The sequence below is a fragment of the Roseibium aggregatum genome (genome assembly GCF_017309185.1).
GTDB classification, from domain to species: domain Bacteria; phylum Pseudomonadota; class Alphaproteobacteria; order Rhizobiales; family Stappiaceae; genus Roseibium; species Roseibium aggregatum_B.
The window spans coordinates 1535583-1556542 of record NZ_JAEKJZ010000001.1; the positions used below are offsets into that span (position 1 = coordinate 1535583).

A 20960-nucleotide genomic window follows, 5' to 3' on the forward strand; every position below is an offset into this window, starting at 1 on the left:
GGTCTGTCCGGCTCCTTTTCGCCGTGCTTACAAACGGCAATGGTCCGGAAGAATAAGCGTCCACCGAGAAAACTACGTATATTCTTTTTAAAATCAAGCCCGATTATTTCCCTGCGCGCAACGGGGGAATTTGCGGGGCACGGACGCTACGCTGGGATCGCATTCGAGGATCGGCGGGGTGGTTATCGGCGATGTGCGCCGACCGGTCAGTCGCCCGAAGGCTGCCTGTCAAAGCTGTTCGCAAGCGCCACAAAGCCGACCACATCGATTTCCTCGGCGCGCGCCGTTGGGTCGAGACCGGCCCGTTCGATAAGGGTTTCCGCCTCGGGCGAGAGCGCCTTGAGGCTTGCCCGGAGCATTTTTCGGCGCTGACCGAAGGCGGCAGCCGTGACTTTCTCAAGGGACTTCAGATCGCAGGGCAGGGGGGCTTCATTCGGAGTGAGATGTACCACGGCCGATGTTACCTTCGGCGGTGGCGTGAAGGCCTTGGGACTGATATCGAACAGAATACCCCCCTTGCAACGCCATCCGCAAAGAACCCCCAGACGGCCATAGGCCTTGGTTCCCGGCTCCGCGACGATCCGTTCGCCGACTTCCTTCTGGAACATCAGGGTCAGCGAGGACCAGAAGGGCGGCCAGTTGGGTGTTGCGATCCAGTTGATCAGAAGCTGGGTGCCGACATTGTAAGGCAGATTGGCGGCTATCCGGACCTTGCCGTCGCCCGTCAGGGCGACCGGATCCAGTTGCAGCGCGTCGCCCTCGATAACCTCGAGCCGGCCCGGGTAACGTTCCGCGATCTCCGCCAGCGCGGGAAGGCAGCGGCTGTCCTTTTCGATCGCCACCACGCGTTTGGCGCCTGCTGCCAGCAGTGCCCGGGTCAGGCCACCCGGTCCGGGGCCGATCTCCAGCACCGTGCTGTCCTCCAGACTGCCGGTGGAGCGGGCGATTCGGGAGGTAAGGTTGAGGTCGAGCAGGAAGTTCTGACCGAGCGATTTCTTGGCGTTGAGCCCATGCGCCGCGATCACGTCGCGCAAGGGGGGGAGGTCGTCGATCTGAGCCATTCGGCGGCGCCCTAAATTCGGTCCGGATGGGCAAGCGCCGCGGCCATGCGCAGGGCGGCGGCGAAGCTGTCGATGCGCGCCGCGCCCGTGCCTGCCAGACTGTAGGCCGTGCCGTGATCGGGCGAGGTTCGCACAAAGGGAAGACCGAGCGTCACATTCACGCTGTCGTCGAAGCCAATGGTTTTCGCCGGGATCAGGACCTGATCGTGATACATGCCGAGCACGCAGTCATAGTGCTCTCGGGCCGGCGGGTGAAACAGCGTGTCGGCCGGGTAAGGGCCGCTGGCGGCGATCCCCATCGCTTTCAACCGTTCGATAGCGGGCCGGATCACATCGCGGTCCTCGGTGCCCATGGCTCCGTCTTCGCCTGCATGCGGGTTCAGCCCGCAGAGCGCGAGGCGCGGATTTGCGAAGCCGAAACGTGTTTTGAGGTCGTTGGCCGTGATCTCCGCCGTTTCGACGATGAGGTCCTCGGTGAGCGCTTCGGGTACGTCCTTCAGGGGAATGTGGATCGTGACCGGAACGACCATCAACTCCGGACCGGCGATCATCATGACCGGCTTCGCTCTCTGATCCGGCCAGTGCTTTTCCGAAAGGGCACCGAGAAACTCCGTGTGGCCGGGGAAGGAAAAGCCGGTTTTGTAAAGCGCGGCCTTGTTGATGGGGAGGGTCACCAGGGCGCTTGCCAGGCTGTCCGCGAGATCCTGAACGCACCCTTCGATCGAGGCGACGACCGTCGGCGCGGTTTCCTGTTGCTCCACTCCGGGCTGGTCGGACAGCTCCGGGCCGGTCTGCACGACGGGCAGGCATTTTGAGAAACGGGACGCCGCCATCTCGGGGGCAACACGCGCCATCGGAACGTTCAGACCGAGCGTCGCGGCTCTTTGCGCTAGCAGGGCTTCGTCGCCGCGCACATAAAAACCGGGCAAACCGAGCGCCCGCCGGTTCTTCCAGGCCAGCAGCACCAGATCCGGGCCGATGCCGGCGGGCTCTCCCATGCTGACGGCAATCGGAGTTTCGGGCACGGACATGCCGGATCAGCGATAGATGATGGTCGCGCGGCGGCGAACGTCCATGAGATAGCGCCGGGACTGGCTCTCGCCTTCCTTCTCGCGCAGTTCGTTTTCAAGTTCGGTCCGCACGGCGATGTCGGAGGCGATCTCGCGCTTTCCGCAAACCGCGATCATCTCGAAGCCGACCGGAGTTGTGTCGGCCTTCGTCAGTTTCCCCGGTTTGAGCGCGTTGATTTCCTCGCGCTTGTTCTCCGGCAACTCGGTTTCCAGGCGGCGGCCGATCGTCTGGACGACGACTTCGCTGTACTGCTTGAGGATAGCGCCAGCGTTGTCGCAGCCGTCGAAGGCGGCGCGGATCTTCTCGCTCTCGTTTTTGCGCTTGGACTTGAAGCCGCCGGAGGAATTTTTCGGTACGACGACGATGATGCGCTTGAGGTCGTATTCGATCGACTTCTGACGCTCTTCCTCATCCGTTTTCTGCAGGGCGGCGATGATATCGCTCTCGTCGACCTCGATCCGGCCGCTGAACCGGCGCTGCAGGACTTCGTTCCAGGCAAGCTGAACCTTCAGCTGTTTCTTCAAGGTGTCCGGTTTCACACCGCCGCTGCTGAGCGCCTTGGAGAGCTGCGAAGGAGACATCTTGACGTTGCGCGCAATTCGATTGAACGCGTTAGTGACCTGGCTGTCGCTGATCTCGACGCCGACCCTCGCGGCTTCCCCGAGCTTGATCTGGTCGTCGACCAGTTGCTCCGTCGCCATGCGCTTGGCGACCGAAGCGCCCTTGCGTTGGGTCAGCGTAATCAAACGCGCACGCTGGCTGATATCGTAGTCGGTGATCGGAACGTCATTGACGATCACTTTGATCGCGGCATGAGCGGGTGTCTGGGCGGTTATTGCCAGTGCGAAGGCAAGGGCGAAAAAAACCGGGACGAAACGAAGTCGCATTGCGGTACCATCCGTGCTGGCCGGAGGCCAATCCGAAGTAAATTGTGTTATTGCCATAATGTTTCGCATATCATGGCGATGAATTCAAAGTGTCCGCGCATGTTGACGGATTTAATGGCCTTATGATGGCCGGCGGTCCTCAATTTTCCGCCATTTCATCAATTCAGTTCAAGACGCCGCTGGACACCTGGGTATTGCCGATGGTTCTCAGACCGATCCGGAAATAGAGCGTCCGGTTCACGTCGTCGCCATCGTTTCGGCTCCGGTCTTCAGCATAGGAGACCGACAGCGAGAAGCCTTCGTCGTCGTAGCCGACACCGACGCCGTTCTGGACGACGACGCTGTTTTCAAGGTCGTAACGCATCGAGCCGAACAACCGCCAGTTTTCCTCAAGCCGGAGGCTTGTCGAACCGAGCAGTTCTTCGCGCGGCTCGTCGATGCCGACATCCGGCTGCGCGTCCAGGAAGGCATAGGCAAGGGACGTGACCACCGGCCCGTAGATGCCGCTTGCCTGTGCCTGAAGACGGTTGACGTCGAAATCCTCTTTGTCGAAACGCGCCTGGGCTCCCAGCTTTATACCGTATTGCGTGTCCAGGTAGAGGCTGCCCACGTAATCGGACAGCCCGCTGGCCAGACCGGAATCCTCCGTCGCGCCGAGAATGTCCGGCACCGCGTAGGAGTTCTCGCCGGCCAGATGGTAGGATCGGCCGAAGAGGGCGCTGAGGTAGTAGCCGCTGTCGAACTGGAGCTTGTAATTCAGGCCGACATTCAGCCGCGTGCCGCCCTCGGCGCGGTCGAAGCCGGAAAACTTGTCGTAATCGAACAAGGTGGTGGTGTCGAAAACGATGCTCTGCGCGTCGTCATTGGGCAGTTCGCCGATCCGCTGTTCGTCCGGACGGGCGACGATCTGGGCGATCGGTTCGAGAATCTGATTGCCGCCGTCAAACGTTGCGATGAAAGGATAGCGGTACTCGAGCCCCGCCGCGGGCATCGCCCGGCCGACGAAACTTTCCCCCGTGAGCGCCGTGACGTCTGCATCCGGCGACGCCAGGAAGAACAGGTCGCCACGGACATAGGCGAACGGCGTGAAGGACTGTCCGAGCGGATCGATGAATGTCTTGCGCCACTCGCTTTTCGCCGAGAACCTGGAGAATGTGCCGTCGACGCCCCGGAATTTCGCCGTTGTTCCGCCATTGATGGAAAACGCGTCGGTCTCGTCGCGGGTCAGCGATGTGAAATTGGCCGTCAGGGACAGTTCGCCCGCCAGTATGGGGTCCGCGAACACATAGTCGTAGTCGATGACCGGGAGGACTAAAGGCTGCTTGTCCTGAAGCGAGCTGCCGACCGGCGAGAAGCCGTTGGCATTGAATTCGCTGTCGGAATAGTCCGATTGGGAAATCTGGAAGGCGTAGCCCTTGATGCTCAAGGCATTCCGGTCGGTCCGGCCTTCCAGGTAGATTTCCGAGGGGTCGCCGCCGCCGAAACTGGTGAACGAGTAGTCCTTGAAAAAGGCACGGTCGCTCTTGTAGGTCACGTCCCAGCCGAGGGTCCAGTTCTTGCTCAGATTGAACGAGGCAGTGGAATTGACGGCGCCACGCAGCCGGTCGTCCGCTCTGTTCGTCGAGAACTCGCCGGGCTGGGCCTGAAGCAATCCCGCACCTGAAAAACTGACCTGACCGGCGCTGAAACGGTGCCGGTACTCCAGGTCGGTGAAGACGCCCTGTTTCGTAAGGGGTGTGATCCGCGTCGTGACGTCGTAGTAGGGGCTCAGCGCCCAGTAGTAGGGAACGGTCACGCCATAGCCGAGCTTGTCGTTGACAATACCTTCGGGCATCAGGAACCCGGATTTTCGCGTTACCGACGGATCTGGCATCGACAAATAGGGCAGATAGGCGATCGGCTTGCCATACACCTCGAAGGCGGCGTTTTCGAACCGGATGACCTTTTCCTGCTGATTGTGGATAATTTTTTCAGCCCGGACCCGCCACAGCGGCGGCTTGTTCGGTGGAGTGGTCGGTTTGGTATAGACCGTGTAGACGCCGTTCTCGATGGTCGTGACGTTTCCACCTTCGCGCCGCGCGGTTTCGGCCAGGAAACGCGTCCGCTTGGTGGTGTCGATCTGGAGCGCCCGGGCAAAGCCTTCCGAAAAATCTTCCGACAGGGTCATTTCCTCGGTTCGCACGACATTGCCGTTCTTCTCGATGAAAATGACGTTGCCAACCGCCTTCAGTTGCTGGCTCTTGCGGTCGAATACGATCTGATGCGCCTGAACGGTATTTCCGTCGTAATAGACCTGCACGTCGCCGGTCGCGACGATCAGGTCGCGGTCGAAGTCATAGGTAATTTCCGTGGCTTCAAGAAGCAGGTCGGCATCCGGAGCGACCTGACCGCTCAGGGCGGCCGTCAGATCCTCCTGCGCGAAAGCGGGCGCAACAGATTTCGGGCACAAAGAGACCGCTATGGCGACCGCGCTTACCGCCGCCAGCAAACAGCCTTTTCTGGCCAATATCTCTTTATTCAAGAAAACCGGAAAAGACATCGCCTTACCCGTCTTCCTGATGCAAGAGAATTGTCAAACCCATAAGTACTCCAAATATTCCAGGCGCCCACGCGGCGACGAGAGGTGGAACAATTCCCGCGCCCCCGAAGTCCTTGGCAAGCTCGGTTAGAACGTAAAGCACGAACCCGGACAGGATTCCACCCAGAATCATGCTTCCCAAACCGCCAAACCTCGAAACTTTAAGGGAAACTGCGGCTGCAATCAAAATCATCGCGACCAAAAGAAGGGGCCGCGCCAGCAGGGTTTGATACTGCAAATTGTAGCGATAGGCGGGTAATCCCGCATTTCTGGCCAATTCGATGAAGCGGGGCAAATTCCAGAAGGAGATCGATTCGGGGGAGCCGATGCTTTCGCGCACCTCGGTCGCGGTCAGGAATGTGCTGATCTGATATTGCCCGTAAGGCTGTGGATCCTGTTCGGTGGTGTAGACGATGGCGTCGTCCAGATACCAGATCTCGTTGCCCAGCCGGGCTTCGGCCGCCTCGATCCGCTCGCGGAAGGTTCCGTCCTTGTCGAAGGTGAAAATCGTCACGCCGAGCAGGCGCGTGCCGCCATCGAGCAGCTTTTGGGCAAGCAGGACGGATTCGCCGTCCAGGCCGTCCTGCCGCACCCAGATCCGGTTGGTGGACTGCAAGAGAAAGCTCTCTTCGGTCCCGAAAAGACCGGTCGCCGCTTCGTCCGACTTGTGCTGAAACCAGACGGCCGCCGGATTGTAGACCGTTATCGAAAAGATGCCGAGGGCAAGCCCGACGGCAATGGCCGGCATGCAGAACTGCCAGACGGATATGCCCGATGCGCGCGTGACCACCAGCTCCAGCGCGCGGCTCAGGGACACGAAGGCGGCAATCGAGCCGAAAAGCACCGTGAAGGGAATGACCTGCTCGAGGAGAAGCGGCACGCGCAAGGCGGAAATCAAGGCGACCCTGAGCATGGAAAAGCCTTCGCGGTCGCCACCCCTGCGCACCAGTTCGAGAACATCGAAGAGGAAGATCAGCACGGCCGCAAACAGGAACAGGCCCAAAATCGCCTTCAGGAACCGGTTCGAGAAATAAATCGAAAGCGTGCGTCCCAGCATCATGCCGCGCCTCCGGTGCGCCGCCTGTTGAACGCCTCGATACGGTCCTGGATGGCCAGATGAAGATCGCCGATCCACTTGGCCTGGGCGCCGCCCTGTCCCTTGAAGATCGAGATCAGCGCAAGCGCCGCTCCGGCCACAGGCACGACATAAAGAAGGCCGAGGAGCACCGGTGCGCCGCCGGAGATGGCCGTCACGCCGAAGCCGCCCGTTCTCAACAGCACGCAAGCGCTGATCGCGCCGACGACCGCGAGACCGCGGCTCTGACGGGTGGTGCGGGCCTTGCCGAGAAAGGCGAAGACGATGAGCCCGAACGAGAGGCAATAGAGCGGCTGTGAAAACCGTTCATGCAGTTCGGCCGTGAGTTTTTCCGGGTTCTTGAGCGCATAGGCGTCGTTGCGGCCCGGGGCCATGAGGTTCTGCGTGGAGCGCTCGCTGGCCTTGAAGACCGGTTCGCCCGCCTCGGGGATCAGATTGGAAAGATCGAAGGCGTAGGATTGAAAGCGGACAATTGAAATATCGCCTTCCTCCTTCGGGCGCCGCTGGATCGTCCCGTTCTGCATGACCAGCAGGGTTCGGTTTCCTGTCTCGACGATCTGTCCGGTTTCGGCCTGATAGGTGAATGCCGTATCCTGGTCTCTGGTGTCGTGCAGGAGAAGGCCGTCCAGGGTCCCGTTTCCGGACCGGTTGCGGATATGAAAGGTCAGCCCGTTTTCGACGGTGATGAACCGGCCCGGCTTGACGATATTGGCGACCAGGTCGGCACGCACGCGGGTAATTTCTGTTCTCAGCTGCGCCAGCCCCATCGGCGCGAAATATAGAGACATGCTTGCCGTCAGCAGCATCACGGCCGTCGCGAAGATCATCACCGGCTTCAAAACGAGAAAGCGCGAGCCGCCGGAGGCGTCGATCACAATCAGTTCGCTGTCTCCGGACAGAGCGTTGAGCACCAGAATAAGCGCGATCATCAGGGCGAAGGGAGCAACGATCACGATCAGAAACGGCAGGGCAAGCATGGTGATGCCGATGAACTGCACGATGGTTTGACCCTTTGAGGTCACCAGATCGAGCTGTCGAAGTGCCTGGGTTGCCCAGACGACGCCCGTCATCGCCGCAATCGTGAGAGTGAATGCATACGCTGTCCGGCGGATAATGTAACGTTCAAGCGTCTTCATATGTCGGCCGGAAAGGGTCCTTTGGGTAAATCACGAAGTTTCTATCTCGTTTCGAATAACACGTATTGTGGTGAACGGCCCATGAAGAAGAATGGTTAATTTGTATTAATTTTTATCACTCTTGCCGAGAAGCTGTTGAAACGCCATCATTTGCCGGAAAACCGTCCCTTCGGGAAGGGGACGTGAGACTCGGACATCTGGTTCGGCGCAATCCCAAAATCAATAAGGACGACTGAATGACCAAACTTGCGAAACTCTCTTTTGCCAAACTGGAAGCTCCCAAAAAAGGTCTGGCGGTGATCCTGGCCGGCGAGGGGCTCGGCCTTGGGCCGGTTGCGGGAGAGGCCGTTTCCGGGCTTGACGGCGGACTGGCGCGCGCAGCGGCGATAGCCGGTTTCACAGGCAAGAAGAAAACAACTCTCGATCTCGTTGCACCGGCGGGTGTCGGTCTCGACCGTTTGATCGTTTTCGGGATCGGCAAGGCGGAAGACCTGACGCAAGACGACTGGCGGGCGCTTGGCGGCGCGGTCTTCGCGGAACTCAAGAAAGCGAAGGCCGAGGCGGCAACCGTTCTTCTGGACGCCCCGGAAGGAGCGGGTGTCGCGAGCGAAGCCGCTGCGGAGTTGGCTATGGGCGCGAAGCTGCGCGCCTATGCGTTTGACGCCTACAAGAGCAAGAAGAAGGATGAAGACAACGCCAAGGACCTGAAACTCGCCCTGGCGGTTGCCGATCCGAAAGCCGCCAGAAAAGCCTGGAGCGCGGCCGAAGCGATCGCCGACGGGGTTATCCTGGCACGCGATCTGGTGAACGAGCCGGCCAACGTGCTCGGCCCGGTGGAATTCGCGGCAAAGGCGAAAGAGCTTGAAAAACTTGGCGTGGAAATCGAGATCCTCACCGAAAAGGAAATGAAGAAGCTGAAGATGGCGGCGCTGCTCGGGGTCGCTCAAGGCTCGGTCCGGCCGCCGCGTCTGGCGGTCATGCGCTGGAACGGCAGCAAGAAGGGCGTCGCACCCGTCGCTCTTGTGGGCAAGGGGGTGGTGTTCGACACCGGCGGTATTTCCATCAAGCCGGCAGGCGGTATGGAGGAGATGAAGGGCGACATGGGCGGCGCGGCCGCGGTCGTCGGGGCCATGCATGCAATTGCCGGCCGCAAGGCCAAGGCCAATGTGGTCGGCGTGATCGGGCTTGTGGAAAACATGCCGGACGGCAACGCGCAGCGCCCGGGAGACATCGTCAAGGCGATGTCGGGAACCACCATCGAGATTCTGAACACGGATGCGGAAGGCCGTCTCGTTCTGGCGGATGCGCTCTGGTATACGCAGGAAACCTACAAGCCCGCCATCATGATCGATCTGGCAACACTCACAGGGGCCGTTATCGTCGCGCTCGGCAACCTCAATGCGGGGCTTTACGCCAACGACGACGAGCTTGCCGAAAAGCTTCTCGCCGCCGGCAAGGCAAGCGGGGAACCGCTGTGGCGCCTGCCGCTGTCCAAGGAATATGACAAGCTCATCGAGACGCCTAACGCGGACATCAAGAACACCGGTGGCCGCTCGGCAGGGTCGATCACGGCCGCGCAGTTCCTGCAACGCTTCAGCAACGACATTCCCTGGGCGCATCTCGATATCGCGGGCACCGCATTCGGCGCTCCGAAGGACGATATCTGCCAGAGCTGGGCCTCGGGCTATGGCGTTCGTCTGCTGAATCAGCTCGTTGCGGACAATTACGAGAAATAATTCGTGCCAGCCTGCGAAACCGCAGAAACGAAAAACCCGCCAGACCGGCGGGTTTTTTATTGAATTCTGTGCGTTTCGCTCAGCAGGTCTTGTAGGTCTGGCAGGCGGTTGCCGGCTCGACCAGAAGTCCCATTGCCAAAGTGGCCCCCGCGACAACGGCAACCAATGCACAAAATACAAAAACACGTGCAAGCATACATCAACCCCCATGTAGACCGGTTCGGGCAACCGTTCACCGGTCAAACAAAAATGATCCTACGATCGTCCCGGGAACGGACCCTAGCCAATCGACATTTGCGAAGGGTTAATGATACGAGTCCTGTGGCGTGTCTATGTCTGGTTTTGACGGTGTGTGATTTGGCACGCGCGCTGTGGCACATCGGCATCACTTCACCGTGGCGAGGTGGACAAGCCCGCCGAGCGAGGGAAAGAATTTGAAGAACGAAGCGTTGCGCCAGAGGCACGAATGAGCGTTGAGGTTGTCTTTTATCACCTGCTGCACAAGCCGCTGGAAACGGCGTTGCCGCAACTGCTGCTGAAATGTCTGGAACGCGACTGGAAAGTCGTGGTGCAGACGGGAACCGAAGAGCGCTGTAACGCGCTCGACGCTCATCTATGGACCTTCGCGGATGACAGCTTCCTTCCACATGGAACCAAGGCGGACGGGTTCGCCGAACATCAACCGATCTATCTGACCGCCGAGCCGGACAACCCGAACGCGGCCGATGTCCGCTTTCTGGTGGACCGCGCCGCGCCGCCGCCGCTCGGGGAGTACAAGAGGGCGATTTATATGTTCGACGGCAACGATCAGGAGGCCGTCCAGGAAGCCCGCGTAAGATGGAAGGAAGCCAAGGACGAAGGCTTTGACATTGCCTACTGGCAGCAGACGCAGACCGGTGGCTGGGAAAGAAAAGCCTGATTTTGGGGGAGGGGAAACTTTGAAGAAACTGAAACTGTCGTCGGAAGATCTGATCAAGGCGGCCAAGGCCCGGATTGAGGAAATCGAAACCGAAGACGGGATCGCCCTGGTTGGTGATCCCGACGTTGTCTTCGTGGACCTGCGCGATGTGCGCGAGCGCCAGAGGTCTGGGTATATTCCCGGCAGCTTTCACTGTCCGCGCGGCATGGCCGAGTTCTGGGTCGATCCGGAGAGCCCCTATTTCAAGGACATTTTCGGCGAGGACAAACGCTTCATCTTTCACTGCGCCGCCGGCTGGCGCTCGGCGCTCACGGTCGCGACTCTGCAGGACATGGGGTTCGAAGCCGCGCATCTGACGCACGGCTTCGGCGACTGGGTGACGAAGGGCGGACCGGTGGAGATGCCGCAGAAATAAGGCTCAGCCCACCTCTTCGTATTCCGCGGAAAGCTCCAGCCAGTCCTCTTCGGTCTTGACCAGCTTCTTCTCGCAATAGGCGCGTTCCTTGGCGAATTTCGCCGCGCGTTCCGGTTCCCGCGTGAAGAACTCCGGATCGGCGAGCGCTTCGTCCAGTTTGCCGATCTTCTCCTGAAGCCGCGCCATTTCCTTTTCCGCAGCGTCGATCTTCTGTTTCAGCGGTTTCAAGAGTTCGCGTTTTTGCGCCGCTTCCCGGCGTTTTTCCTGGGATGAGGCCTTTTCCGCTTCCTCATCGGCCTTGGCGCGCGCCTTTTCCACCGCTTCCGGTCCCTGAAGGATCAGGCGGCGGTAGTCCTCCATGTCGCCGTCGTAGGGTTCGACCTTGCCGCCGGCGACCAGCCACAACCGGTCCGCGCAGGCCTCGACCAGATGCCGGTCGTGGCTGATCAGGACCACGGCGCCCTGGAAGTCGTTCAGCGCCATGACCAGCGCTTCCCGGCTGTCGATATCGAGGTGGTTTGTCGGTTCATCCAAGATGAGCAGGTGAGGCCCGTCGAAGGTGGCAAGTCCCAAAAGCAGGCGGGCCTTCTCGCCGCCGGAGAGATCCTTCGCTGGCGTATCCATCCGGTCGGTCGGCAGTCCGAACCGGGCGACACGCGCCCGAACCTTGGCCTCCGGCGCGCCGGGCATCAGGGTCCTGACATGAGCGACGGCGTTTTCGGCGGGGCGCAATTCGTCAAGCTGATGCTGGGCGAAAAAGGCGATCTTGAGTTTGGACGAACGGGTGATCTCGCCGTCCATGGCGCCCAAACGGCCGGAGATCAGTTTGGCGAAGGTGGATTTGCCGTTGCCGTTGGCCCCGAGCAGGGCGATCCGGTCGTCATTGTCGATGTTGAGCGTCAGCCGCGACAGGATTTTTGTCTCACCGTAACCGGTCGAAACGCCTTCCAGTTTCAGGATCGGAGGTGCCAGTTGGGTTTCGGGATCCGGAAACTGGATCGGCCGGCTGCTTTCCTCCGTCAGCGCTGCGATCGGTTGCAGTTTTTCCAGCATCTTCAGACGGGACTGGGCCTGGCGGGCCTTGCTGGCCTTGTAGCGGAAGCGGTCGACGAAGGCCTGCATGTGCTTGCGCTGGGCGTCCTGCTTTTCCTTCGCCTTTTCGGCGAGGATCATGGCTTCGCGCCGCTGGCGGTCGAAACTGTCGTACCCGCCGGAATAGTAGGTCAGCTTGCCCCGATCCAGATGGACGATGCTGTCCACCGCCTTGTTGAGCAGGTCCCGGTCGTGGGAGATCAGAAGCACCTGGTGGGGATACCGCGCGACATAGTTTTCCAGCCAGAGCGTGCCTTCCAGATCCAGATAGTTGGTCGGCTCGTCGAGGAGCAGCAGGTCGGGTTCTGAAAAAAGCACTGCCGCGAGGGCGACGCGCATGCGCCAGCCGCCGGAAAAGGACGAGCAGGGGCGCTGCTGGGCGGCCGCGTCGAAACCGAGCCCGGACAGGATGGCGCCCGCGCGCGCTTCCGCCGTATGCGCGCCAATGTCGGCCAGCCGCGTGTGGATCTCGGCGATCCGGTCGGGGTCCGTTTCCGTTTCAGCCTCTTCAAGCAGGCGGCCGCGCTCCGTGTCGGCGGCAAGCACGACTTCCATGAGCGTCTCTTCGGTGCCGGGCGCTTCCTGGGCAACCTGACCGATGCGCGCGCGCTTGGGGATCTGCACCGACCCGCTTTCGGTTCCGAGATCGCCGGTGATGATCTTGAAAAGCGTCGATTTGCCAGCGCCGTTGCGGCCGACCAGCCCGGTCTTGGCCCGGCCAGGCAGCGTCACGCTGGCGTTGTCGATCAGGAGCCGGTGCCCGATCCGGTAGGTGATGTCCGAAATCTGTAACATGAGGCGGATGTTTGGCGGAGGCTTGCCGAGGATGCAAGGGTCTTGAGCGGCGGAAACCCTTACGACCCGCAGCATGTTGCATTCGTGCAAGCCGGCTGTGGAGCGAGACAGGCGGAGGGCGTCCGGCAATCGTTATCAAACCGCCATCCAGTCGTCACCGGCCTGTCAATCTCCGATCGTATCGATTGCGTGTTCTTTCCCCACCGCTACCAGGGGTCTCATCCGAAGCCCCTGGCGCAAGCTTGCTGGAGTCCACCATGAAAAAGATCTCACTCGCCGCAGCCGGTCTGCTGGCGTTGACGGCGGCTGCCTCCGCCCAGGACGCTCGGGAATTCCCCGCGCAGCTCGTCGGTCATGCGATCCTGCCCGCGCAGACGCTCATCGATGCCCCGGCCGATGCGCCTGAGGCCCTCAAGGTATCGGGTAAATTCACCGAAAGAGGCAACCCGTCCCGCCTGACAACGGCACCCTCCGAGGACGGTTCCGAGCTGCCTTTCGCCGGTCAGCCTGTCCAGGGCTTTTCCGGCATCAGCCGGATCGACGCGGAACGCTATTACGTCCTGACCGACAACGGCTTCGGTTCAAAATCCAACTCTCCGGACGCCATGCTTTTCTTCCATGTCGTCAAGCCGGATTTCAAGAGCGGCAGCGTGACGGTTGAGAAGACAACCTTCCTGAGCGATCCGAACAAGGTCGTTCCGTTCAACATCGTCATGGAAGGCTCGGATACGCGCTACCTAACAGGTGCCGACCTGGACATCGAAGGCTTTCAGGTGATCGACGGCAAAATCTACATCGGCGACGAGTTCGGCCCGTTCCTGATCGTTGCCGACGCCGGGACCGGTGTGGTCGAAGCCTTTCACGAAACGTTCCTGGGCGACCAGAAGCTGATGTCTCCCGATCACTTCGCGCTCAAGGCCGGCAACCCGGACAAGCCGGCGTCGGGCGCCAACATCAAGCGCTCTCGCGGATACGAGGGCTTCGCGGCTTCCATGGACGGCAAAACCCTTTACCCACTCCTGGAAGGCCCGGTCTGGGATGAAGCCGCCGGCGACTATGAACGGGTCGACGGCAATTTCGCCCTGCGCCTGCTGGAGTGGGATGTCGCAAGCCAGTCGTGGACCGGCAAGTCGGTGCTCTACCGTCTGGAAGCCGACGACCATGCCATCGGCGATTTCAACATGATCGACGAAACCCGTGGCCTCGTGATCGAGCGCGACGGCGGTCAGGGCGACGCGGAACTGGCCTGCAAGGACGGTGAGACCGAAAACTGCTTCAAGAACCCGGCACTGTTCAAACGCGTCTACATGATCGACATGAAAGGCTTGGAGGACGGACAGCCGGTCAAGAAGATCGGTTATATCGACCTGATGAAAATGCAGGACTTCGACGGCATTGCCCGCCTCGGCAAGCGTGACGACAACACGTTCACGTTTCCCTTCGTCACGATCGAGAATGTCGACCGGGTCGATGAGGATCACATCATCGTGGCCAACGACAACAACTTCCCGTTCTCGAAAGGCCGCGATACGGTGAAGGTCGATAACAACGAGATTGTTCTCCTCAAGGTCTCCGAGTTCCTGAAAGCCGCCGCGGAATAATACCGCCGCCAGGGCCTCTGCGGTCCCGTGGCTCGGCATCGGCAGGCGTCCGGTCGGTTACCGCCGGACGCCTGTGCACGAGTGATCAGTCCTGCAGAAAGTCGATCATCTCGTCCAGTATCCGGCGATGCTGCGCTTCGCGCTCCTCGGTTCCCTTGACGCAGACCATTTCGTCTCCCGGCTCGTGAACCTTCAAGAGCTCATAGCCCTCCGGCTTGCAGCGCCCCATGAAATCGAAGTGGCCGCCGTCGGCCAGTTCGACATGGCGCACGCGTGACGCGGGAAGTGCCGCCGCGAGCGCGCGCGATTCCAGGTTCTGATCCACCATGTCGCCCCGTTCGGCGCCGAACACCAGAACGGGCACATCGAAATCTTCTAGGCTTTTGGGCGAAAGCACTTCGGTGCCGCCCAAATCGAGGCTGACGATTCGGGTAACCCGGGGATCCTTGCGGGAGACCTCCATGGCCGCGCTGTCCTCTTTGGTTTCCGACACGGACCATCCGGAAAACACCGCGCAAACCTTCTTGAGCCCGGCCTCCGAACAGATCGAGCGATAGCGCCGGCTGTCGAATCTCGCGCCGCCAAGCACCGCGACCGTGAACCCGCCGAGCGAATGGCCAGCCGCATAAATGCGCTTTCGGTCGATGCGGTCGCCCAGTTCGCTTGCCTCGAGCAGCCAGGTTATCAGCCGCGAAAGATCAACCGGCCGATCCCAAAGCTGCCGGGCCTGGTCCGGATCGCGCAGGAAGGTGCTGGTGCCCGGATGATCGACCATTGCGACGATGAAGCCGCGCCGGGACAGCGCGGAGCCGAGCCAGGCCTGGTTGCGGGTATTTCCGTATGTACCGTGCGAGACGACAAGCAGGGGAAAGACACCCTTGGCCGGAGCCGCTTCCGGGTCCGCGTCCGGCATTTGCCAGACCTTGCTGGTTCCGAGCGGTTGATGGACTTCCGGCGTCGCTGTCGGATACCAGACGCGGCCGGACAGTGGCCGGTCTGTCCGGGCGTCGGCGATCTCGATCCTGGCGGTCCCCGGGCCATAGGGAAGGGACGCTTCTTCGGCTCGCGCATGCGCGGCGCTCAAGAGAGGCAAGCCGATCGTCAGAAAAAGGGCGACGGCGGCCAGTCCGGCCCGGCAACGGGCGGCTGTGGAATATGTCTGCATGGGATCTCCGGGGGATGAGTTTTGACCGTCCGAACTTGGGGCGTGTCACCTGGACTTGACAATCGCCTGGCAGCCGTTGTCCTGTCCTCGATCGCGATTGAGGACAGGACATGCAGGAGTATCCGGTGACAGATCGGCCATGATCAGCATTCCCGTTTCCTTCCTCGTGTCCGTGGTTTTCCTCGCACTGGCCGTCTCGATGGCGGTCCGCCCCATGCTGCCGACCCTGCCGCGCGCTCTCTTCGCTGCGACCTTTCTGGTTCTGGCGCTTGAGACAAGCCTGGTCGGCATTCGCTATGTCCTGGCGACGCAGGCCTTCCTGCCCATTCAGCGGACCTTGCCGGTCTGGAGCGCGCCTCTGCTGTTTTTGTCCTTTGCAGCGCTGACGGCGTCTGCCGGCAAGGTCGTCCGGTGGATCGCGGTGAATGCCGGGGCCGCTCTTGCCGTCAGTCTGGCGATGCTGCTTCCGGTGCGGTCCGTCGGATACGTCGATCTCCTGATCGAAGCGACCGTTGCCGTCTATTTGTTCCTGCTCCTGCGGTTATGGCGCCGCGGGCCGGACGCCTTCGGCGCGGCGCCGACCCATCTCGGCCCGCTGCTGCACCGGGTCCTGGCCGGGGCGATCGGGATCTTGTTCGCGGTTCTGGTCCTCGATACGCTGATCGCGGTTTTTCTGTCGTTCCGGAAGGAAGAAGCGGCGGCGTTCACCATTTCCGCGGCGAGCCTCGCGTTCGTGGCGGGGGCTGTGGCCCTTGCCATCCTCGGTTTCCGGTCCGCTGCACCGGGACAGAGCCGTCAACGGACCACAGAGGAGGAAGACGATTGGAGGCGGATTGCCGGCGCGGCCCGGCGCCTGCTGTTGGACAAGGAACTGTTCCGCGATACAGACCTGACCCTGACCCGGCTTGCGCGCAGGACCGGAGTGTCTGACAGGGACCTGTCACGCGCGATCAATCAGGTGGAAGGGGTCAACGTCAGCCAGTTTGTCAACGCGATCCGTTTGCAGGAAGCGGCGTCACTGCTCACACGGACAAGCGAATCGGTCTCCACCATTCAGGAGAAGGCCGGTTTCCTGACCCGATCTAATTTTTACAGGGAGTTTCAGAAGCAGTTCGGCGTTGCGCCCGCGCAATACCGAAAACAGGCTCATTCGTCCGGCAAAACGCTTTCGAAATAAAGCGCCGCAAAGCCTGCCAGCAATTCGTGGCAGAAAACGGCTTCGCGCTTGTCCGGATCCCAGAACGCGTTTGCCTCGCCACAGGACGCCGCCCGGAAGGTGACCGGGTGGGGCAGGGTGTACAAGGTGTCCAACTCGCCGGCGACCCGTTCCAGTATTCCGGTTTCCTTCAAGAACACCGCCAGTGTCTCCAGTCCCTCCGGTGGCGGGTCGTGCGCGACCGTGATTTTTCCGGAAGGCGTGTCCTCCTGCCGCAGATAAGGCTCTGTCGCGTAGTCCCAGGAGCCGGCCACCTGTTCGTAGTCGAAAGCGCAGCTCTCGATCCGTTCCCGCGGCAATCCGAGATCCAGGGCGAGTTCCAGAAACGCGTCTTCGTCGGCACCGACCATGAGGCAAAGCATCCGGTAGCCGCGTTGCCTGTCCAGGTCGTGGTCGCCGTAAAAGGTCAGAAAGTCGTCGTCGTGCTCGGAGAACAGAAACCAGCCGATCATCGCGTTGGTGAGAAGAAGGTCCGTGTTGCCGGTATCGTCCGCCAGCATGGAGACGGTCGCCAGGTTGTCCGCCGCGTCTTCCTCCTGAGCGAGCACGGGAAGTTCCAGCTCGGACACCAGCATGTGCCCGCCTTCATGGTAGACAGTGAACAGCGCATTGCCCGCGACAAACACCAGAAGCTCTTCGAGGTCTTGCGGCGCCAGTTCGCTCAGCTCGGTTTCGAGGTCTTTGAAACCGCCGTCGGCTTCTTGGGCGGCGCTTGGCGACGGAAAGATCGGCAGCCAGAGGCATAGCGCGAGAGACGACCAGAAAAGCAAGGCGGGCAGGCTCTTCAAGGAGACGGAAAGGCGGATCATTCCGGCGCGGGCCTTTGCTGCTGGCGGCTGAGATCTGAAAGCTGTGCCGGGAAGATATGCCTTGAAGCCCGGTATTTCCAGCGGGATCGCGAAAGACGTTGAGGCCGTCGACATAAAACTGTCATCGCCGTCCCCCCTTGCGGGGCGCGGGTGCCCCGGTTATTAAGGCCGCGAAATTTCCGACATTCCGGACCGGAAAAACGGTCCGCTCATAAACGAGAAAGACGAACCCATGGCGATTGAACGCACCTTTTCGATGATCAAGCCGGACGCAACCAAACGCAACCTGACCGGCGCCATCACCGCCAAGCTGGAAGAAGCCGGCCTGCGCGTGGTCGCCTCCAAGCGTGTATGGATGTCCCTGCGCGAAGCTGAAGCTTTTTATGCGGTCCACAAGGAACGCCCGTTTTTCGGCGAGCTGACCGAATTCATGTCCTCTGGCCCGACCGTCGTTCAGGTTCTCGAAGGCGAAAACGCTGTCGTCAAGAACCGTGAAGTGATGGGCGCGACCAACCCGGCCGAAGCCGCCGAAGGCACCATCCGCAAGGAATTCGCCCTGTCGATCGGCGAAAACTCCGTTCACGGTTCCGATGCACCGGAAACGGCGGCCGAAGAAATCGCTTTCTGGTTCTCCGGCACCGAAATCGTCGGCTGATTGACCGCGCCGATGTCTGATGGGGCCGGCCCCATCGAGACCGGCTCGAACCTGACCAAGCTCATGCAAATTGAGAGGCGCCCGGCGGCGCCTCTCAGACTGTTGACAAACCCTCGGAAGGTCATTCCGGACAAGTACAGCAAAGCTGCGCGCAGATCTGGAAACCAGAAATCTTCTGCGCCAATGGCGCTCAATACTCAAATTACATCATATAGATATGAGAGAAGGTGCTCGCTGCCGCTCGCGCTTGTCAGCCGGATTCCGGCTCACGCGACACCGCTTCGCGGCGCGCGGGCCGGAATGACTACGTGAGGATTGTCAGGAAGCTGGGAGGCGCCCGGTGGCGCCTCTCTTTGTTTTCAAGCAGCAAGGCTCTAAAGTCATCTGAGCAAACGCCACCAGATGGATGCCAATGACCCAGCAGCCGCCGAAAAGCACCTTCACCGCCTGTCCGCACGACTGTCCCTCGACCTGCGCACTGGACGTGCATTTCTATCCCCATGGAGACATACGCCGGCTAAACGGGGCAAAGGACAATGCCTATACCCAGGGGGTCATCTGCGCCAAGGTGGCGCGCTATCCGGAGCGGCTTTATCACCCGGATCGCCTGCTGAACCCGCTGCGCCGCGCTGGCAAAAAGGGAGAGGGACGCTTTGAGGAGATCTCCTGGGAGGCCGCGCTTGACCTGATCGCTGAAAAATTCCTCGCGGCGGAGGCGGAATTCGGCGCCGAAAGCGTCTGGCCTTATCATTACGCGGGAACAATGGGGCTTGTGCAGCGCGACAGCATTCACCGCCTGCGCCACGCCAAGGGGTATTCGCGCCAGTTCGACAGCTTCTGCACCAACATGGCCTGGACCGGCTACGTTGCGGGAACCGGAAAACTTGCCGGGCCCGATCCGCGCGAGATGGCGGTTTCAGACCAGGTCGTCATCTGGGGCACCAACCCGGTCGCGACACAGGTCAACGTCATGACCCACGCGATCGCCGCGCGCAAAAAGCGGGGCGCCAGGATTGTCGTTGTCGATGTCTACGAGACCGAGACGATGAAACAGGCCGATATCGGGCTGGTGCTGAAACCCGGCACCGACGCCGCCCTTGCCTGTGCGATCATGCATGTGCTCTTCCGCGACGGGCATGCCGACCGCGCGTATCTGGAGAAATACACCGACTGTCCCGCGGACCTTGAGGCGCATCTCAAGACCAGGACACCGGTGTGGGCGGCTGAGATCACGGGGCTTCACGCAGCACAGATCGAAGAGCTGGCCAGGCTGATCGGCGAGGTCAAAAAAACCTATTTCCGCCTCGGCTACGGTTTCACCCGCTCGCGTAACGGGGCTGTCGGGATGCATGCGGCCGCGTCGATTGCGGCGGTGACCGGCGCCTGGCAATATGAAGGTGGCGGCGCCTTTCACAACAACGGCGCGATCTACCAGCTCAACAAGGAAATGATCGAGGCCGGCTCCTTGAGGGACCCGGGTGTGCGTATTCTCGACCAGAGCCTGATCGGCCGTATCCTGAAAGGAGACGAGACCGCGCTTTTGGGCGGGCCGCCGGTCAAGGCCATGCTGATCCAGAACACCAACCCTGCCTCGGTCGCCCCGGAGCAGGAACTGGTCAAGCAGGGGTTCGCGCGCGAGGATCTGTTCACGGTGGTGCACGAGCAGTTCATGACCGAGACCGCGGCCCTTGCCGATATCGTGCTGCCGGCGACCCAGTTCCTGGAGCATGACGACATCTACAAGGGCGGCGGCCATCAGTATCTGATGCTGGGGCCCAAGGCGGTTGAGCCGCCGGAAGGTCCGAGAGAAAACCTGTTCGTTCTCAATGAGATTGCGAAAAGAGTTGAAGCGAAATCTCATCCTGGTTTCGATATGAGCGCGCGCGAGCATATCGACTGGATGCTGACGAACTCCGGCTATGGCACGCTGGCTGATCTGGAGGCGGGCAAGTGGATCGATCTGCAGCCGGACTTCGAGACCGCGCATTACCTGAACGGCTTCTCGCATGCCGACGGCAAGTTCCGGTTCAGACCGGATTGGGGCCGGTCGCCGTCGCCGAACAAGCCGGAGGGCGGTGTGGTCTTCGGTTCGTCCCGGACTATGCCGGAACTGCCGGACCAGTGGGACAGCATCGAGAGCGCCGATGCGGAGCACCCCTTCCGTCTGGTGACGGCCCCGGCACGGTCTTTCCTGAACTCGACCTTCAACGAGACGGATGGATCCAGGAAAAAGGAAGGCCGGCCCGAGGTCTGGCTGCGGCCCGAGGAGGCGGCGCGCTACGGCATTGAGGACGGAGCAAAGGTCCGAATGGGCAACCGGCGCGGTGCGGTCACGCTCCACGCACGGCTGGTCGCAACGGTCGCGCCTGGAACGGTCATCTCCGAAGGCCTCTGGCCGAACGAGGCTTTCGAAGACGGCAGGGGCATTAACACGCTGACCGGCGCCGACCCGGTCGCTCCCTACGGCGGCGTCGCCTATCACGACACGGCGGTTTGGCTGCGGGCGGTTTAGGATGCGCCGGTAAGAACCTTGCCCGCCGGGTGTCGGGAGCCTGCACCTCTCGGCGTCATCCCGGCCAAGCGAAGCGCGAGCCGGGATCGGAGAGCCGCGAACACTTTACTTGTCTGATCGACACCTCGGCTCGCCGGCCCTGGATTTCTACTGTGCTCCGTCCGAAGAAACTATCGTGGGAGGCGGGACGCCGAGGGGTAAAATTCAGCGCTTATC

16 protein-coding genes are annotated in these 20960 nt (G+C 61.2%); 7 read left to right on the forward strand and 9 right to left on the reverse strand.

Annotated features, from left to right (window positions below):
* Positions 1–206: 206 nt before the first annotated feature.
* From rsmA to lptF, 6 genes are all read right to left on the reverse strand, one after another.
* Positions 207–1061, reverse strand: coding sequence for a 16S rRNA (adenine(1518)-N(6)/adenine(1519)-N(6))-dimethyltransferase RsmA (gene rsmA / locus JF539_RS06625; protein WP_207139528.1), 855 nt, complete (start codon positions 1059–1061; stop codon positions 207–209).
* An 11-nt stretch (positions 1062–1072) separates the two neighbouring features.
* Complete coding sequence (gene pdxA / locus JF539_RS06630; protein ID WP_207139529.1) at positions 1073–2092, reverse strand: 4-hydroxythreonine-4-phosphate dehydrogenase PdxA; 1020 nt, start codon at positions 2090–2092, stop codon at positions 1073–1075.
* A 6-nt stretch (positions 2093–2098) separates the two neighbouring features.
* A complete protein-coding gene (locus tag JF539_RS06635; RefSeq protein ID WP_209017023.1) occupies positions 2099–3019 on the reverse strand; it encodes a SurA N-terminal domain-containing protein in 921 nt (306 codons plus the stop codon).
* Between the two features lie 163 nt (positions 3020–3182).
* Positions 3183–5507: an LPS-assembly protein LptD gene (locus JF539_RS06640; protein WP_209017024.1), complete on the reverse strand. Its 2325-nt coding sequence runs from the start codon at positions 5505–5507 to the stop codon at positions 3183–3185.
* Between the two features lie 55 nt (positions 5508–5562).
* Positions 5563–6657, reverse strand: a complete 1095-nt coding sequence (gene lptG, locus JF539_RS06645) for an LPS export ABC transporter permease LptG (RefSeq protein WP_207139532.1) — start codon at positions 6655–6657, stop codon at positions 5563–5565.
* A complete protein-coding gene (gene lptF / locus JF539_RS06650; RefSeq protein ID WP_207139533.1) occupies positions 6654–7829 on the reverse strand; it encodes an LPS export ABC transporter permease LptF in 1176 nt (391 codons plus the stop codon). The genes lptG and lptF overlap by 4 nt, the downstream gene beginning before the upstream one ends.
* A 236-nt stretch (positions 7830–8065) precedes the next feature.
* Here lptF and JF539_RS06655 point away from each other — a divergent pair, with 236 nt between their 5' ends.
* From JF539_RS06655 to JF539_RS06665, 3 genes are all read left to right on the forward strand, one after another.
* A complete protein-coding gene (locus tag JF539_RS06655) occupies positions 8066–9565 on the forward strand; it encodes a leucyl aminopeptidase (RefSeq protein WP_207139534.1) in 1500 nt (499 codons plus the stop codon).
* Positions 9566–10031: 466 nt separating this feature from the next.
* On the forward strand, positions 10032–10484 hold the full coding sequence (locus JF539_RS06660) for a DNA polymerase III subunit chi (RefSeq protein WP_207139535.1): 453 nt from the start codon (positions 10032–10034) through the stop codon (positions 10482–10484).
* 19 nt (positions 10485–10503) lie between these two features.
* Positions 10504–10899, forward strand: a complete 396-nt coding sequence (locus tag JF539_RS06665) for a rhodanese-like domain-containing protein (protein WP_207139536.1) — start codon at positions 10504–10506, stop codon at positions 10897–10899.
* 3 nt (positions 10900–10902) lie between these two features.
* On the opposite strand, the gene JF539_RS06670 is transcribed toward JF539_RS06665, so the two are convergent.
* On the reverse strand, positions 10903–12786 hold the full coding sequence (locus JF539_RS06670; RefSeq protein WP_207139537.1) for an ABC-F family ATP-binding cassette domain-containing protein: 1884 nt from the start codon (positions 12784–12786) through the stop codon (positions 10903–10905).
* A gap of 257 nt (positions 12787–13043) precedes the next feature.
* On the opposite strand from JF539_RS06670, the gene JF539_RS06675 reads away from it, so the two are divergent.
* On the forward strand, positions 13044–14387 hold the full coding sequence (locus JF539_RS06675; RefSeq protein ID WP_207139538.1) for an esterase-like activity of phytase family protein: 1344 nt from the start codon (positions 13044–13046) through the stop codon (positions 14385–14387).
* 85 nt (positions 14388–14472) lie between these two features.
* Here the strand turns inward: JF539_RS06675 and JF539_RS06680 are convergent, their stop codons facing one another.
* Positions 14473–15552, reverse strand: coding sequence for an alpha/beta hydrolase family protein (locus JF539_RS06680; RefSeq protein WP_207139539.1), 1080 nt, complete (start codon positions 15550–15552; stop codon positions 14473–14475).
* A gap of 139 nt (positions 15553–15691) precedes the next feature.
* On the opposite strand from JF539_RS06680, the gene JF539_RS06685 reads away from it, so the two are divergent.
* Positions 15692–16729 (forward strand): helix-turn-helix transcriptional regulator, encoded by a 1038-nt coding sequence (locus tag JF539_RS06685; RefSeq protein ID WP_207139540.1) that lies wholly within the window; start codon positions 15692–15694, stop codon positions 16727–16729.
* Here the strand turns inward: JF539_RS06685 and JF539_RS06690 are convergent.
* Positions 16699–17577, reverse strand: coding sequence for a DUF4344 domain-containing metallopeptidase (locus tag JF539_RS06690; RefSeq protein ID WP_207139541.1), 879 nt, complete (start codon positions 17575–17577; stop codon positions 16699–16701). The two genes, JF539_RS06685 and JF539_RS06690, sit on opposite strands and share 31 nt — an antisense overlap.
* A 232-nt stretch (positions 17578–17809) precedes the next feature.
* On the opposite strand from JF539_RS06690, the gene ndk reads away from it, so the two are divergent.
* Together ndk and JF539_RS06700 are read left to right on the forward strand one after the other, a co-directional pair.
* Positions 17810–18232: a nucleoside-diphosphate kinase gene (gene ndk, locus JF539_RS06695; protein WP_207139542.1), complete on the forward strand. Its 423-nt coding sequence runs from the start codon at positions 17810–17812 to the stop codon at positions 18230–18232.
* A 412-nt stretch (positions 18233–18644) separates the two neighbouring features.
* Positions 18645–20744 carry a molybdopterin-containing oxidoreductase family protein gene (locus tag JF539_RS06700; protein ID WP_207139543.1) on the forward strand — a complete coding sequence of 700 codons (2100 nt, stop codon included), beginning with the start codon at positions 18645–18647 and terminating at the stop codon, positions 20742–20744.
* The last annotated feature ends 216 nt before the right edge of the window (positions 20745–20960 follow it).

Bases quoted from the DNA above. Each gene is read 5' to 3' on its own strand.
- rsmA (WP_207139528.1), bottom strand. From the start codon at position 1,061: ATGGCTCAGATCGACGACCTCCCCCCCTTGCGCGACGTGATCGCGGCG.
- pdxA (WP_207139529.1), bottom strand. From the start codon at position 2,092: ATGTCCGTGCCCGAAACTCCGATTGCCGTCAGCATGGGAGAGCCCGCC.
- JF539_RS06635 (WP_209017023.1), bottom strand. From the start codon at position 3,019: ATGCGACTTCGTTTCGTCCCGGTTTTTTTCGCCCTTGCCTTCGCACTG.
- lptG (WP_207139532.1), bottom strand. From the start codon at position 6,657: ATGATGCTGGGACGCACGCTTTCGATTTATTTCTCGAACCGGTTCCTG.
- lptF (WP_207139533.1), bottom strand. From the start codon at position 7,829: ATGAAGACGCTTGAACGTTACATTATCCGCCGGACAGCGTATGCATTC.
- JF539_RS06655 (WP_207139534.1), top strand. From the start codon at position 8,066: ATGACCAAACTTGCGAAACTCTCTTTTGCCAAACTGGAAGCTCCCAAA.
- JF539_RS06660 (WP_207139535.1), top strand. From the start codon at position 10,032: ATGAGCGTTGAGGTTGTCTTTTATCACCTGCTGCACAAGCCGCTGGAA.
- JF539_RS06670 (WP_207139537.1), bottom strand. From the start codon at position 12,786: ATGTTACAGATTTCGGACATCACCTACCGGATCGGGCACCGGCTCCTG.
- JF539_RS06675 (WP_207139538.1), top strand. From the start codon at position 13,044: ATGAAAAAGATCTCACTCGCCGCAGCCGGTCTGCTGGCGTTGACGGCG.
- JF539_RS06680 (WP_207139539.1), bottom strand. From the start codon at position 15,552: ATGCAGACATATTCCACAGCCGCCCGTTGCCGGGCCGGACTGGCCGCC.
- JF539_RS06685 (WP_207139540.1), top strand. From the start codon at position 15,692: ATGATCAGCATTCCCGTTTCCTTCCTCGTGTCCGTGGTTTTCCTCGCA.
- JF539_RS06690 (WP_207139541.1), bottom strand. From the start codon at position 17,577: ATGATCCGCCTTTCCGTCTCCTTGAAGAGCCTGCCCGCCTTGCTTTTC.
- ndk (WP_207139542.1), top strand. From the start codon at position 17,810: ATGGCGATTGAACGCACCTTTTCGATGATCAAGCCGGACGCAACCAAA.
- JF539_RS06700 (WP_207139543.1), top strand. From the start codon at position 18,645: ATGACCCAGCAGCCGCCGAAAAGCACCTTCACCGCCTGTCCGCACGAC.